This is a genomic window from Candidatus Magnetominusculus dajiuhuensis (assembly GCF_046044395.1).
Taxonomy (GTDB): domain Bacteria; phylum Nitrospirota; class Thermodesulfovibrionia; order Thermodesulfovibrionales; family Magnetobacteriaceae; genus Magnetominusculus; species Magnetominusculus dajiuhuensis.
Genome location: NZ_JBJUSG010000089.1, coordinates 1 through 15657, shown reverse-complemented (window position 1 = coordinate 15657; position 15657 = coordinate 1). Strand labels below are relative to the sequence as shown.

13 protein-coding genes and 1 tRNA gene are annotated in these 15657 nt (G+C 46.6%); 6 read left to right on the top strand and 8 right to left on the bottom strand.

Annotated elements, in window-relative coordinates:
• Positions 1 to 229: 229 nt before the first annotated feature.
• The 6 genes from xth to AB7D94_RS12075 all read right to left on the bottom strand — a co-directional run bounded on the left by xth (position 230) and on the right by AB7D94_RS12075 (position 8278).
• Complete coding sequence (gene xth, locus AB7D94_RS12100) at positions 230 to 1012, bottom strand: exodeoxyribonuclease III (protein WP_420266143.1); 783 nt, start codon at positions 1010 to 1012, stop codon at positions 230 to 232.
• 156 nt (positions 1013 to 1168) lie between these two features.
• A complete protein-coding gene (locus AB7D94_RS12095) occupies positions 1169 to 2896 on the bottom strand; it encodes a glycosyltransferase family 39 protein (protein ID WP_420266142.1) in 1728 nt (575 codons plus the stop codon).
• Between the two features lie 120 nt (positions 2897 to 3016).
• A complete protein-coding gene (locus tag AB7D94_RS12090) occupies positions 3017 to 4549 on the bottom strand; it encodes a YifB family Mg chelatase-like AAA ATPase (protein ID WP_420266141.1) in 1533 nt (510 codons plus the stop codon).
• Between the two features lie 278 nt (positions 4550 to 4827).
• The gene (gene dcd, locus AB7D94_RS12085; RefSeq protein ID WP_420266140.1) at positions 4828 to 6747 is read right to left on the bottom strand and encodes a dCTP deaminase; all 1920 of its coding nucleotides are present in this window, start codon (positions 6745 to 6747) and stop codon (positions 4828 to 4830) included.
• Between the two features lie 12 nt (positions 6748 to 6759).
• A complete protein-coding gene (locus tag AB7D94_RS12080) occupies positions 6760 to 7209 on the bottom strand; it encodes a hypothetical protein (RefSeq protein WP_420266139.1) in 450 nt (149 codons plus the stop codon).
• 136 nt (positions 7210 to 7345) lie between these two features.
• Positions 7346 to 8278, bottom strand: a complete 933-nt coding sequence (locus AB7D94_RS12075) for a 1-phosphofructokinase family hexose kinase (RefSeq protein WP_420266138.1) — start codon at positions 8276 to 8278, stop codon at positions 7346 to 7348.
• A 400-nt stretch (positions 8279 to 8678) separates the two neighbouring features.
• Here AB7D94_RS12075 and AB7D94_RS12070 point away from each other — a divergent pair, with 400 nt between their 5' ends.
• The 5 genes from AB7D94_RS12070 to asnB are packed head-to-tail and all read left to right on the top strand — an operon-like array spanning position 8679 to position 14392.
• The gene (locus AB7D94_RS12070) at positions 8679 to 9413 is read left to right on the top strand and encodes a cytidylyltransferase domain-containing protein (protein WP_420266137.1); all 735 of its coding nucleotides are present in this window, start codon (positions 8679 to 8681) and stop codon (positions 9411 to 9413) included.
• 1 nt (position 9414) lies between these two features.
• On the top strand, positions 9415 to 10266 hold the full coding sequence (locus AB7D94_RS12065) for a radical SAM/SPASM domain-containing protein (protein ID WP_420266136.1): 852 nt from the start codon (positions 9415 to 9417) through the stop codon (positions 10264 to 10266).
• A complete protein-coding gene (locus AB7D94_RS12060) occupies positions 10263 to 11414 on the top strand; it encodes a DegT/DnrJ/EryC1/StrS family aminotransferase (RefSeq protein WP_420266135.1) in 1152 nt (383 codons plus the stop codon). Before AB7D94_RS12065 ends, AB7D94_RS12060 begins: the two co-directional genes overlap by 4 nt.
• Before the next feature lie 4 nt (positions 11415 to 11418).
• On the top strand, positions 11419 to 12726 hold the full coding sequence (locus AB7D94_RS12055; RefSeq protein WP_420266134.1) for a UDP binding domain-containing protein: 1308 nt from the start codon (positions 11419 to 11421) through the stop codon (positions 12724 to 12726).
• Between the two features lies 1 nt (position 12727).
• A complete protein-coding gene (gene asnB / locus AB7D94_RS12050) occupies positions 12728 to 14392 on the top strand; it encodes an asparagine synthase (glutamine-hydrolyzing) (RefSeq protein WP_420266133.1) in 1665 nt (554 codons plus the stop codon).
• 344 nt (positions 14393 to 14736) lie between these two features.
• Here asnB and AB7D94_RS12045 read toward each other — a convergent pair.
• Positions 14737 to 14813 (bottom strand) — tRNA-Met (locus AB7D94_RS12045).
• Between the two features lie 184 nt (positions 14814 to 14997).
• Between AB7D94_RS12045 and AB7D94_RS12040 the strand changes: the two genes are divergently transcribed.
• Positions 14998 to 15204, top strand: a complete 207-nt coding sequence (locus AB7D94_RS12040) for a hypothetical protein (RefSeq protein ID WP_420266132.1) — start codon at positions 14998 to 15000, stop codon at positions 15202 to 15204.
• On the opposite strand, the gene AB7D94_RS12035 is transcribed toward AB7D94_RS12040, so the two are convergent.
• The gene (locus AB7D94_RS12035) at positions 15177 to 15485 is read right to left on the bottom strand and encodes a hypothetical protein (RefSeq protein ID WP_420266131.1); all 309 of its coding nucleotides are present in this window, start codon (positions 15483 to 15485) and stop codon (positions 15177 to 15179) included. The two genes, AB7D94_RS12040 and AB7D94_RS12035, sit on opposite strands and share 28 nt — an antisense overlap.
• Positions 15486 to 15657: the final 172 nt, after the last annotated feature.

Sequence of the window (15657 nt, the reverse complement as noted above, 5' to 3'; positions counted from 1 at the left end):
TTATGACATCTGCTACCCCCACTGTAAAGATGGGGTTTTCTTGACGCTTACAAAGCAATTGGCCTGAACATAATTCGTGAAAAGTGCCTTATCTTCAATGGATGGTTAACGGATGTGGAAAACCTCAAAGGCGTGTCCTATGGCTAAGCGTCGCTCCCGAGGGCCTAAGCCCCTTAATAAAGGGACAGGATACTTTCCCGCCATGACAACCCCTTATGACTGCATTTTATTATAACTCCACAATCAGGGGCGCGTGGTCAGACGGGGTGGGCGCCTTTTTTCTGCGGGGCCAGAGGTCAACACCGATGTCTTTCGTTATTTTCAGGGCCTGTGCCGACGCCAGCGCGTAGTCAATCCTCATGCCCTGGTCTTTCCATATGGCTGCCCCGTATGCCCACCATGTGTATTGCCTTTTGCCCGGGTGGCAATGGCCGTAGATATCCGTAAAACCGCAGTCAATGACGCCCTCAAAGGCACCGCGCTCCTCGGGCATCGTTGCGATTGTATCCTTTAACGCAACGGCGTCATATACGTCTGTGTCATAGCGTGCCACGTTAAAATCCCCGACGACAAAGGCCGTATCATGTGCGATGGTGCCGAGATATGATTGAAATTTTTCATACCACCGCAATTTATAATTAAACTTCTCAGACCCCCTTTCACCGCCGTGTGGGGCATAGACGTTTACCACGGTAATGCCGTCTGCAGCACCACCAAGGCGCACCTGCATGACGCGCCTCTGTTTGTCCCATTCGTCGCCTGAGTCAAGGCCCTTTGTAACGGAGACGATTGGCAGTCGGGAGCATATCGCAACACCGTTAAATGCCTTCTGCCCGAAGAGTTCACAGTGGTAGCCGAGGGCCTGAAATTCACTAATTGGAAACCCCTCGTCCACCGTCTTGAGTTCCTGAAGACAGAGGACATCTATATCGTCCCCGCGATGCCTCAGCCAATCCAACAGCAGCCCCAGCCTTGCCCTTATTGAGTTAACGTTAAACGTACATATCTTCAACGAGACATTCACCTTATCCAGCCCTTTGTCCTGTTTCCAAAAAAATCACCGTCTCTATGCATTTAATAAACGCACTGTCTGAATATAGCATAGACCGCGTTCATTTTTACAGAGAGGCTCTGAGCCATATTTGAAATGGAAATAAATGAAGGACTATCAAATATTTTTTTTGGGCAGCAGTTGAATTATTCCTTCCACTTCAAGCCCCGTAAATGCCCGCCCCTTTATTACGGCGGCGTTGAGGCTATTTACGTTGTCCCCGCATTGCAGCTTATACGTGTATATTTCAACCGGTACGTTTTCGGCCTTGCCTGTAAGTATAGTGTCATCTCCTGTCTTTTCATATTGAATGGCACATGTGCCGGGCGGGTACTGGCTCAGAAGATTGTCTTTCAGTTCGCCGGGGGAGTAGCCATAGTCCATCGCGTGAAAATCAATGAACCAGTTTCTGTAAACCACGCGCCCTGTAAAGTATTTTGAAAACACCGCGCGCAGCGTACCGGTTCTGTCATAAGAGAAAAAATCCGGCAGCAGATATATTGCTCTCCCACCTTGCAGGCTTGATAAAACCCCGTTGGCGTACTCACGGGCTGCCGCCTCTGACGGGTTTAGCGGGTGGACGCCGCACTGCAACCCCATGAAATATGGTGGGAACACACAGTTGTCCATCCCTAAGACCGTCGCGTTATCTTTTGCAATGCCGGAGTTTTTAAAGAAATCAGCAACGGGGTTATACCTCGTGTGAAACGAAAGCGCCGGATAAACGCCCATAAACAGCACGGCTGAAATAATAATCGCTGTGCCATAGATTAATACGTTGGAGATAGATTCTTTTATTTTATATCTTTTTAATATCTCATCAATTACCACAATCATAAGCGGAAAGGACATAAACCCCTGCCACAGAAAATGCCTGTACTTTACGACGGTGATATTGCAGTAGAAATCCGAAATCGCTAAAAACTGGACGGCAAACGCCAGATATATGAGCCTTTTCGTCCTGTCCTTCACCAAAAAGGGTGCGGCAAGGCCGATAAACTGCCCGACAAATAAAAAATTGCCTACACCATATCTCCAAAACGCAACACCCATAGGGAAGAGCGCAGAAAACACGCCCATAAACTGCCCGTCATATGGGGATTTGGTCTTGCGAATCAGGCCAATAAAATGTGAGCTGTCGATTATCAGAGATACGGCGAGGGCCGCGCCCATGATTATCCCCACGCGTATAAGCCCCTTTTTCAGGTTCACTTTTTTTAATATATCAGTCCAGTTGTCTTTGACATCAATCGCGCTCATATAAGCGAAAAACGCGAAAAATGGCAGAAACAGGGTTATCGTATCCTTAGAAAGTATAGCAAGGCCCAGCACAACGCCGGAGATATATTTACAGTACGCGTGGCGGTACCTACCGGCAAGCCACAAGGCGGCGGACAGGTACATAAGGCCGATAAAATCCTCCTTGAGATGCGTAATAGTCATCAGGGCGGCGGGGGTGATGAATAAAAATAGCGTTGAGATGAACGCTGGCCTAAATCCCGCGAGTTCTTTTATCCACAGGTAATAAAAGAATAGGCTGATGAGCGCGCAAAGCCCCATTGTTACGGGCAGCGTAAGTTTTCCCAGTATTATGCCCAATGGAACAAGCGTATAACCGGTAAGACACCGGGCGTCAAAGAAACACTGCAGCTTAGAGGAATCTTTAAACGTATCCACGGTCTTCATATACAGCACCGTGTCATAATGATATGGCTCTTTAAGCATAAACGTGAAAAGGATAGCGGCGAAGAAGAGAAACATTACCGCAACGGCGGCGCGCTGTTTGGTAAGATTTATGGATGGGGGACTGGGTGCAGGGTTATTTTTGGATTTATCTTTTGTCATAACAGCCTAAGGATTAAAGACGAAGGGGGGTAACCCCCCTTCACCCGTAAATTGGCCAACGTTTTGTTTATTGCGTTTGGGCTGCCGCCCGTTGGCGGCTTCGGTACTCCGGCTAAACATTTAAAACGCCACCCTGTCAAGGGTTCTGTACTGGATGGCCTCGGAGATGTGCCGTTGGGTGATGGTGTCGCTGTCATCAAGGTCAGCGATTGTCCTTGAGACTTTTAATATTCTTGAATAGGCGCGCGCGGAAAGCCCAAGGCGCTCCATTGCCAAATCAAAGATACGTTGTGCGTCGGGCGTCAGTGCGCAGTATTTCTTTATGTGCCTGGTCCTCATCTGGCCGTTTGAGTAAATCTTATCCTTTTTGAATCGCTCAGTCTGGCGATGTCTTGCCCTGTTGACGCGCTCCCGAATGTTTGAGGACGCCTCGCCGCATGTGCTGCTTGATAGTTCCTTATACGGCACGTTAGGGACGTCAACATGTATGTCTATGCGGTCAAGCAGAGGGCCTGAGACACGGCTCCGGTATCTGTGAATATGTGAAGGGGAGCAGATGCAGGGGCGTCGGCTGTCACCTGAATAACCACAGGGGCATGGGTTCATGGCCGCTATGAGCATAAACGACGCGGGATAGTTTATTGTGGCCGCTGCCCTTGAGATTGTCACCTCCGCGTTTTCGATGGGCTGCCTCAGCACTTCAAGGACGTTTCGTTTGAACTCCGGCAGCTCGTCAAGAAACAGCACGCCGTTATGTGACAACGAGACCTCGCCCGGTCTGGGCATTTGCCCGCCACCAATAAGGGCGATGTCCGAGATAGTGTGATGGGGTGACCGGAACGGTCGCCTCGCCAGTATCGGCACGTCGGGTTTGAGGAATCCCGCAACGCTGTGTATAGAGGTTGTCTCAATGGCCTCATCAAAGGTCATCGGGGGAAGGATTGAGGCCGTGCGCTTTGCCAGCATGGTCTTACCAGCGCCGGGCGGGCCTATCATCAGGATGTTATGGCCTCCGGCGGCTGCGACCTCAAGGGCACGCTTGGCGTGTTCCTGTCCTTTTACATCCATAAAATCTTCCTCATAAACAGAAGACTCCGCCATGACTTTCGACACGTCAGTGACGCATGGGCTAAAGGTGGTGGCGTTATTTAAAAACTCAATAACGTCGGTCAGGCGTTTCATTCCAAATATATTTACGCCTTCTACGACAGACGCCTCGGCGGCGTTTTCGTATGGCAGAATCAGGCCATCAAGCCCTGCTTGCCTTGCCGCTATCGCCATTGAGAGGCAGCCCCTCGTGGGTTTTATACCTCCATCAAGGGAGAGTTCGCCGGTGATGAGGAAGCTCTTCAGTTTCGCAGCCGGTACGGCGCCCTCGGCGGCCAAAATCCCAACCGCCAGCGGCAAATCAAAGGCCGAGCCTTCTTTTTTCAAATTGGCAGGGGCCATGTTTACGGTTATCTGTTTTAGCGGGAATGAAAATCCGATATTCTTCAGTGCGGCGCGAACCCTGTCCTTGCTCTCTTTGACGGTTGTGTCTGGCAGCCCGACGATAGAAAAATGAGGAAGCCCCTTTGAGGCAATATCAACCTCCACGTCCACCAGATAGGCGTTTACTCCAGCAATCGCGGCACTAAGCACTTTTGAAAGCATAACAAAAGGGATTATAGTAGTTCTCTACGTAAAAGTGCAATCTGTTTTGGGGTTTTGTGAGATTTTTATGAGGAACGAACACCACTCGTATCTATTTTTTCGACAATGCTCATCAATAGTTCCTTATCCGTGTTTTGAATCATAAGACGCGCCTGTGTTGCCATCCGCCTGTTTTGCCCTTGACGAGGAAAGTTTATTTAAACTGATGCAACAAGTGATAACACTACGGATACGCTAAAAAAAATAGACTGTATCCTTTTTCGTCCTTTACACACAGCTTATCCTGCAATATTCTTTTGATAATTATCGAGTATATCCCAATCGCAATCTGTTCTAATTTTAGGAATTTCTGCGGAAACAGGCCCGATATATTTACCAGAAGACGCATAATAACCAGCACTAGTCTTATCCGCTTGAACCGATATCAGACATAATTGAGCTATTCGCAAACCCACTTTTAATAACAATGGAGTTTCACCTAAATTTCTTAACTCTAACGTTAAGCATCCTCTAAAACCAGCATGAACGGTAGTGGCAGTTGCAATAGTTAAGCCTAAACGGCCCCAGCTTGATCTTCCAAGTACTAATGCATAATAATCATATGGTAAACATATATACTCCAATGTCGTTGCCAATATAAAATGGTGAGGATGTAATATAAAATCATCTCCAACCTGTATATGTTTCTTTATATAGAACTTCTCTAACGGTATTTCATTACTGCCGTCTCCTTTTGTCGGCGTCACATGAGTATAATTAGTTAACTTATTTAACAGAAAAGAGGTCCCCAGTCTTAAATCTACAGAATTCGGACTATATTGACTTTTGGGGTCAATAGAAGGTGTGATAACTAATGGGTTTGGACTTCCACCTGTGTCCCGAGTTCTCATTGACCATAAAGTAGTGGTTAAATCTTCCGCAGAAAGCGATTGGCAACATTTTTTGTTCGATGCTTTGGCGAAGTCATACAAACTGATAGCATATTTTAAATGGTCTATTAACTTATTATGTAGAGTTGATATTTTGTTATTATTATGATTTAAGCTTACTTTATAAAAATCGTTATGTTCTGTGTAGTGTTTTCCATGGTAATATATCGAAGTTGCCGTTACTGCTTCAATGGGAGAAATAATTTCCGGTTGATTTTCGCTAACTTTCTCAAACGGGGGTCTGAAGGCATTAATTTCTGGTTCAACTAACTTCCATATTTCTTCTAATGGTTTTGATGGTGTTATTGTGAGCATGTCACTTATCTTTCCAGCTACTTCACTTGAAAACTGCTCTATTTTATCCTGATGCTCATCGTCGAGAGGTTTTAATGTATTACCTAAAAGAGGGCTAATGTTATCTATCATATTTTTTATACATATGTTCAAACCTTTATTAGCTTGTTCTGATTCTGAAAAATAATCCTTAAGTTTTTTGTACGAGTTCAAAAAGCGGCTTACTTGTGATGGATGGCTATCACTATTACTCTTGGGCTGAGAAATATAAGGGCAAAATTCTTTAAGCAAGGCATACGCGAATGCAGGTCCAAACAATTTATAGCCTATATGATCACATACATATTCTGCTATATACAACGCTATCTTTTGTCTAAGCTCCTTCAATTCTTTTCGTTTCTCATAATCGAGCAAATCAAGATTATCAGGGTATTGATTTACAAACTCATCTGTAACAAATTTATCAAAAATATCTATGCTATTCAATGCTATATGGCCTACTTCATGACCCAAAATAGAGATAGAAGAGACATCATAGCATGCAACTATTGGAATTATAAATATATCTATCTTTGTGTTATTATCATAAACTATATTAGAGATATTGCTGGTAATATCAGGAATCACTTTATAATAACTACTGTCTTGTGAATGAATAATCAGTATCTTTCTTTGTGTGAAATCAAGATTGCATAGCTCATAACATTCCTTCACCAATGGCATAACCCACCACGAAGATTCATTTGGGAGAGCCATAATAAACAAATCTATAATTTCTGATATTAAACTGAGTTGTTTTTTGATTGATATTAAATCAGTGTCATCAAAAATATTACTTTTTTCGTTTTCAAGATATATTTTTATTATTCCACAAACTTCCTTCACGCATGGTTGAGGGTCTTGCAATACTAAACTGTTGATGACCTCTAACTCTGCATCAATAAAACTATCAGCTATTTCTCTAAAAATGTTCATTAAATTTATCTCTTAAAAGGTTATCGGATTAATAATACTGTCTTTGTTTGCACTGTCGCCTGAGCTAATTGTATACATAGCGTGTCTAATCAAATCTAAGGATAGTTCCTTATCTTTTTCTGTTACCGGCTGATCTGATCGTAAACAGTCTAAAACGTTTTTTAAGCTATTTATAAAATCAACTTTATCTTTTTTCATGGCCGCCAGACTGTTGAGTGCTGTATCTATCGCATCAGAAAGCTCCAGGGCTGATGATTTAGCAATATTCCCAACACTATAAAAACTGTAAATGATCATATCCTTAGTCAATGTAGTGGATTGATATATTTCTATAGACTTATCAATGAGAGCAATCTCTGGCTCAGCTACTGAAGCCCCTTCTCTCTTTAGCAATTTATGTCTTAATTTGTTTAGCACCAACATAGCTACTGCATTCCTGGCGTTGCTTTCAATAAGGCTCATATATGACATTTCGACCTCCCGCAATCTGCTGTTTTAATAATTCAAAACACTGCCGGTCTTATACTATCACAGATACTCCTCTATTTTCAAGCCCCCTGATTATTGCATCATCAAACATTTAAGTCCCACCGCCCAATTAATATACGCGCTTAATCATGGTCAATGACGACAGCTTTATTACGCCTTCTTTGTCAATAATCCCGGCCCCGTATGACTGGGTGTTTTGCGCCCCCGCCGCCACTGCCTCAACGAGGGCGGCTTCAAACGGTATATCACGTTCCATCCCCATCGCAAGGGCTGCGCTTACGCAGTCCCCTGAGCCAAGCGTGCTTAGAGGCTCCACACGCGGCGGCGTTACCTGCCACCCCTCACCACCTGAGAGCGCGAGCGTCCTGTGCCCCCCGTCTGTTATTATCACCCGCCCAATACCCAGTGCCGTAAGATTTTTCATCTCTTCTATCACCGCGGCACGGCTGTTTAGCGGTTTGCCTGCGAGGTGGGCAAGTTCCTGCTTGTTTATCTTTAATACGTTTGGGATGGCCTTAACTCCGGCAGCCAAAAACTCGCCGCTTGCGTCAAGTATCGTTGCCGCTCCCCTTTGATGGGCAGTCTCGATAAGCCCAGGGAAAATCGCACTGTCAATCCCCGCTGCGGCACTGCCGGATATGACTATAATATCTCCTTTTCCTATTGCCCCGCCGTACATTGATTTAAAACTCTGTTGCTCCGGCACGGTTACAGATGGCCCGTTTTCGTTGATTATCGTCTCAGTTTTTTTCAGGGAATCAATAAGCGAAAGGCAGGTTCGGGACTCCCCCGTAATAGGTGTGTACTGAAATGAAATCCCCTCGTTTTTCAGTAGCGAGGCAATTAGCCCACCCGTTGCCCCGCCTAACAGCGTCAGGGCAATGGTATCGCCTCCAAGCCTTTTTATAGCCCGGCAGACATTTATCCCCTTGCCTCCGGCGGTGATTCTTAAAATATCAGCACGGCAGATGGAATCCAGCCTCAGCCCGTCAACCCGCAGCGTCTTGTCCTGTGAAGGGTTTAATGTTACCGTGATAATCATTACGGCAGAAACTCGCTATATGGCGGAAATATATTAAACAGCGCCCCGCGTGGGCAGTTCATACGCCTGCCCATTCATATGCCGCCGCCGCGTGTGGCGCTTTTAATACAGGTGCTTTGATTTATTGCACAAGTTATAAATGTACAAGACAACTTTAATCCTCTCATTAAGGGGATGCGAGAAATAGAGGTCCTCTGTTTCCAGGCATACAACCATTGCTTCTTTCAAACTCTTCTGGTGTAATAGCTTTAACATGGCAGCCTCCTCCGGATATACAACTTATTCATATTTGTATACTTCATATAGTTGTTGTAGCAAAAACCATGCCGACTAATCCTGTTCATGATATCTATATCGGCTGTTTCTATTAAAAAGTTTATTTGTCCTCAAATGGGGAAAAATGTTATATTCGCTTATGAAAAAGGCCATTATTATTCAGGGGCGGATGTCGTCGTCGCGGTTTCCGGGAAAAATGATGAGTGATTTGGCGGGAGCACCGCTGATTCGCTTTGTCTATGAGCGGTGTCTGAACTCTAAAGAGGCCGGTATCACCGCCGTTGCCACATCAGGCGACAAGACCGACGACCAGCTCTATGAATACTGCCGCTCCGGGGGGATACCCGTGTTTCGCGGCAGCCTTGACAATGTGCTTGAAAGATATGTCAGGGCCGCGGAGTTCTATGGCGCTGGTATTATTTGCCGCGTTTGTGGTGATTCCCCGTTTGTAGATACCTCTGTCATAGACGAAATGTTTAAGATGCTCGAAAAGACTGGCATTGACTATGTTGCGCCGGTTAAAGACAGGTGCATCGCCGGCCTGGACTCTGAGGTAATCAGAGACATCGCCCTGAAGGCGGCGTTAAACAATACGGCAGACCGCGATTGCCTTGAACACGTAACCCCATATATCAAAAAAGCCGAAAATAAATTTAAGATAAAACTCATAGACTTCAACCTGAGGCCGACGCCGCTAAGCGCCCTCGTCCTCACGGTGGATTATCCTGGCGACCTTGAGATTTGTAACAGGGTAGTGGCCGTTTTAGGAAAGAGATACGATTTCACTTCACAGGACATATTCGACGCATTGTTGTATAATAAAGATATCCTAAAAATGGAGAGATGCCAAAAACTATAATATGGACTTGATTTTCCCTAAAAGACTGGAGATAGAGCTTGTCAGCAACTGCAACCTGCGCTGCGTCTATTGCCCGCGCCGCCATTTGTCCGACCTCAGCGGGTTTATGGCCCTTGAGCTGTTCAAAAAAATTATAGACGAGGCAAAACAATATCCCGAGACCATCATAGTCCTCCACAGAAGGGGCGAATCCCTGCTTCACCGCAACTTTACAGAGATTTTAAATATAGTTGCAGGCAAGTTTAAAGAGGTACAAATTGCCACAAACTCTACTCTGCTGACCGAGGAGAAGTTCGAGGCCATTACCAACGCCATTACGTTTATCTCATTCAGCCTCGACGCCCCCGCCGCGTATAACCAAACTCGCGTGCCGGCAAAGTATGAAGACGTTGAAAAGAAGATATTGAAATTCCTCGAATTTAACAAAGGTAGGGTAAAGACACAGGCCTCGATGGTTAAAACTCAGTACACGCCAGAGGAGAATGTCGCCGTGTTTAAGGAGATATGGAAAGACCGTGTTGACCGTGTGAGGGTCTATGAGGAGCACTCAAAAGACGGTGTGTTCGGCGCTATCAATAACCCAAGAGAGACACGTAAACCCTGTGTGATGCCCTCATATGAAATGCTTATTTACGACGATGGAAACGTCGGCAGGTGTAACCACGACTGGAACGGCAACCCGCTTGGAGATATAAAGACGCACACGATTAAGGAAATCTGGACAAACGCGGTGTATGAAAACCTCAGGGGGCAGCATGAGCGCCTTGAACTCACCGACCCTGTATGCGGCAAGTGTGACTCATGGTATCCTGAAATGGGGACCCAGGGAACAGGGGAGGTCATCGAAAAGTGACGCGGGCGGACTTCCTGCCCCTTGCGCGTCCCTCTGTTGGCCATGAGGAGATCGCCGCGGTAACTGAGGTGCTGAACTCCGGCTATTGGACAACCGGGCCGAAGGTAGCGGAGTTTGAGCGTGAGTTTGCCGCCTACATTAACGAAAGCGGCAGTATATATACCGTCGCCCTTAACTCATGCACTTCGGGGCTTTACCTTTCGCTGCTTGCACTTGGCATAGGCGCGGGCGATGAGGTAATCGTCCCTACGTGGACATTTGCCGCAACCGCGCATGTGGTAGAGTGGGCGGGGGCAGTACCGGTGCTCTGTGACATTGAGGAGGACACATTAAACATAGATGTGCAGATGGCCGAAAGACTGATAACCAAAAACACGAAGGCCATCATGCCGGTTCATATGGCCGGTTACCCGTGTGATATGGACGCCATCGCAAGGCTCTCTGAAAAATATGGCATATATGTCATTGAAGACGCCGCCCACGCCGTCGGCACTAAATATAAAGGACAAAAAATCGGGAATTTCTCTACCGCCACTGTCTTTAGTTTTTACGCTACTAAGAACCTTGCAATGGGCGAAGGAGGACTTGTGGCCTCTAAAGATGAGCGGTTGATAGAGGAAATCAGGAAACTAAGCTACTTTGGCATTAACAAGGACGCCTTTAAGAGATACGAAAAGCGCGGCACATGGTTCTATGACATTGAGGGCATTGGCTATAAGTGCAACCTTGACTCTATACACGCCGCAGTTGGCCTCGTTCAGCTAAGGAAACTTGATGTTATGAACGAAAGAAGAAGGGCAATTGCCCGGAGCTATAAGGATGGCCTCAGCGCCGGGATTTCATTAGTCCCCGGTATAAGCGACACAGGTGAACACTTACATACTTACCACCTGTTTCCCGTTCTAATCCCTGCCTCTATCAACAGAGACACGCTGATAACCGCGCTCAGGGACAGAAATATCGGCACAAGTGTACACTTCAGGCCGCTGCACATGCACAGCCACTATAAAGGCCGTACTGGCTCAGGACAATTTCCGGTGGCCGAGGGGGTCTTCCCACGGGTCTTGTCCCTCCCGATGTTTCCCTCAATGACAGACGAAGATGTCCGGTATGTTATAACAAATATAAACGAACTCGTGGGGAGCTGAACAAATGGATAAGTTTAAAGAGGCCTTGCTTGCCAACAAGCTCATATCAGTTTGGGGCATAGGATATCTGGGTTATACGAAGACCATCAAATTGCAGTCGAAGGGGTTTAAGGTAAGGATCTTCGACATAACGCAAACAGGACTTGATATGAAAGGGGATTTTACACCTAACAGTGAACAACTCTATTCATGGTCGTCAAACGCCCATGTCCCCGCGATAGACAGCTCAAAGGCCAGTATCGTCCCAATAGACTCTATGTTTGACGCCAATGTGCATTTCCTCGCCTTTCCTCCCGTGGACAGAGATGGAAGGAGCGCGTTAAAAGAACTCGCTGATATATTTATTGAACATAAGGAAAGGTTGGACAATGCGCTGGTAATCTTCCAGTCGGCGGGTGTCCCCGGCATGATAGACAGGCAATTCATTGACGTCCTGGTGGTGGCAGCCCACGCTGTCAACTGCGGCTTTGCATCGGCATTTCGGGATGATTGGACTGTCGAGGAATATTTTTATAATGACAGGACAAGGGTAATTGCCGCTAAAAACGAGAAATCCCTGAATAAGGCACGGCTGATTTACGATATACTAGGGGTTAAATATAAGACACTTTCAAATATCAAGGAGGCGGAGGTTTACGAAAACGCCAAAAACACCCTTCAGTACGCCGCTGACGTATTTACAAACCAGTTGGCCATTGCCTACCCGGATGTAAACATAAGGGCAATGGCACGCCACCTCATGGACGGCGTGACATTGAACGAAGCGCACCTCGGCATAGGTGCCGGTGGATATAAGATGTTTTCGTCGGTCAAAAACATCCTCGACGGTAGCGGCAACCCGCACATGCTGTCATTGATTAAAGAGGTGCACAACAACAACCTGAGCATGATTTTGCACTATGCCGAATCCATAGTCAACAAGGGTTGTAAATCGGCAACCATACTTGGCCTGACCACCAGGGGCAACCAGAAGACCATTGAGCTTTCCCCTTCGGTAATACTTGGCGAATACCTCAACAGGCTGGGTGTTGTGGTCTATGTTGACGACCCATTTTACGGCGAGGCGGCCCTTGCCGGTATTTTCCCGTTCAGCCGGGCAACAGATATACTAACAGACGGCCTCAAAAGCGACGCCCTCTTTGTTATGACAGACCATAATAAGTTTAAGTGCATCTCACAGGCAGATGCCATGCGTATCGGGATATTTAATGCCGCGGTGGTAATTGACAACGTTCCCCTGTTCAAGGATTTTGAGTTTTCTCATTCCACGATATATCACGCCGTTGGGGACGGCAGGCCGGGTTTGATATAGCATGTGCGGCATTGCCGGCTTCATCTCGGACAACAGAGACTACGATGTAAAAAAGATAGTCGCCTCTATGCTTGACGTTATGAAGTACAGGGGGCCTGACCAATATGCAATTAAGGCATGGGATGGCGTCGCCATTGGCATGGTGCGCCTTAGTATCATAGATAAACATACCCATGACATCCCCTACGAAGACAGCAGCGCCAGATTTGCCGTTGTCTATAACGGCGAGATATACAACCATGACACGATACGAGGCTCACTGCTGTCAAAGTACGACTTTAAGACAGACTCGGACGCCGAGACCGCCCTCTACAATTACATAGATAAGGGCGTAGAATCTTTCAATGACTACAACGGCATGTACGCCTTCGCCATTTATGACGCGGTGGAGAAAACCCTCTGCATCGTCAGAGACAAGACCGGCGAGAAGCCCATGTACTATGCGCGCGGGAAGGACTTTTTTGCATTTGCCAGCGAGATGAAAGCGCTGCTTAAGGTGCTGCCCGCCGAGTTCAACGCTGAGGCGATTTCATATAACGCATATGAGTTTACAGTCGGCAGCGAGACACTGTTTAAGAATATTTTGAGCCTTGAGCCGGGGGAATACATAAATGCAAACGCCAATAGTTTCACAAAGCACGAGTACTGGAAGCTATGGAATAATCTGATTGAAATCCCTGACGATAGGAAACGAATCCTCAAAGACCTCCACGACCTCGTTGAGGACGCGATTTATCTGAGGACAAAGAACTGTGTCCACCAGTTTGGCTGTTTTATAAGCGGCGGGCTGGACAGCGCCATAACCGCGTGCATCGCCAGGCCGGATTACCTGTATACCGTCCACTACGACTACGACGACTTTGATGAGCTTGACTATGCAAAACTCGTTGCCTCCAAATTAAAAAAGGAGTTGGTGGTTATAAGGCCCGGCAAAGAGGATTTTATTCGCACGAAAGAGGCCGTCGCCTTTCATCTGGACACACCGTGTACATGGACGAGCTTTTCGTTGTGGATGCTGCTTGAGAGGGCGTGTAAGGATATAAAGGTTGTGATGACCGGAGACGGGGCGGATGAGACTTTCTCTGGCTACTACAGATACCTGCTGCTCTACCACGACGAGCAGATTAAACACGTAGAGGCGCTCAATAAATACTCATACCTGATAAACAAGTACTATGGAAGTCCGGCGGAGAGATACGCCAAACTCGTAAACCGGTGCGAAAACCAGTTTGACAAGTCCGTAAACGCCTATCTTAGTGAAAGCATCGGCTACTATTTTGATAAGGTAAACGGCGACATAGTCCACGCCATGGGGCTGAACGATTTTTATTCCACCATGCAGGTACTCTTGCAGATGTCTGACCGCCTGTCAATGGCATTCAGCATAGAGAACCGCTCGCCCTTTCTGGATTACCGGCTGGTACAATACGGGTTTTCCATGCCGTCTAAGTATAAGATAAAAGACGGGGTGACAAAATGGGCGCTCAAGGAGATAGCAAAAAAAATTGTGCCCAAAGAGATAATCCTTCGCACTGACAAGCGTGGTTTCTCTGCCCCGGTCAACAAATGGTTTGAATGGGATAAGACCGGCAAATATGACAGAACGGCCTATAAGAATATGGTTTACGGGGATTGGAAAAAGATATTTAAGGCCAAAAACGCTTGACACGGTTTATCTGACAGACCCGGTGGCTCTTTTTACGCTAATTTTATGCCGTATCAATATTAAATATTTCAGAGGTAAAATGCATAAAAAGTTTGACTTGACACTGATTTTCCGTAACCGGTAGCTTAGTTCGGCAAGCAGAGGTGGTAACGCTACTGTTTGAAGCCCGGATGACAAAGCAACCCGCTAACTCCAAACCGTGAGGTGAGGAGGAACAACTGATAGCATCAATCGGCAGGGTGCTAAGCTCCTGATGGTATGCTCAACATAGGTGAACTGCCACAATGATTTTCTGAATGTGGTCGGCTATTTCCCACCGGCGTATATAAAAGAAAACGATGGGTTGGTGGCGGGGGGTGGATTTGAACCACCGACCTTCGGGTTATGAGCCCGACGAGCTACCGAGCTGCTCCACCCCGCGTTACGCACTGGCCCTTGCTTCGTTTAGGTTTGACCCTATCTTCGCCCAAGCCCGACCCTGGTTGCGTTCAGGTTCGACCTTCACCAGCACCGGACTGTTATAATAACAAAAAGGTTTTGTTAATGTCAAACCATTAAATTATTATTTTGGATTTATTTTTATAATATATATTCCCGGCGGCGTTTTGCCGCGTTTTACGCTCGCCACCGCCTCCAATACCCTGATAGCCGCCGTGTCATCTGAAAGTGGCCACAACTCTGACAGAGACAGCGCAAGGGAACCCCCTACGTTTCAAGGCCGCTGCTGCCGGGCCATATCCGCGACCCCCGTTATCTTCAATTCTAAAAAAACACCCAACTATGACTACACTATTTCAACGCGCGCAAGGTAGTCGGCAAGCTCCTCTATGAGAATCTTCATCTTAGCGGAGTCTTTGAGGTTGGCTGCGGTTTCTATGGCCTCACCCATTTCCTTGAATGTCGTAAGTCCAATCGCGGCGGCGGCTTTTTTTATCATCCCGCCTGTCATCTTAACGGATGGATAATCGCCTTTGCCTATCTCTTCCTTCATCTCAGCAACATCTCTGTTACGGCTGTTTAGAAATTTTGCAACTCTGTCCTTGTACTGCGGCTCTACGGTAACGGTAATCTTACTGTTGTCTTTTTCTGACATGGCGCATTCACCTCTCCTCTGTAGTATTTTACAAGTCCATTAACTCGCAGGGACACGAAACCCCTATGCGGTAGTATACACCTTTTTTATATGTCTATGCAACCGATAGGGCAATCTTTCAGCGATTCTCGGTGAAGGCAAGAACGATACTGGTAGTATGTATAGTATAATC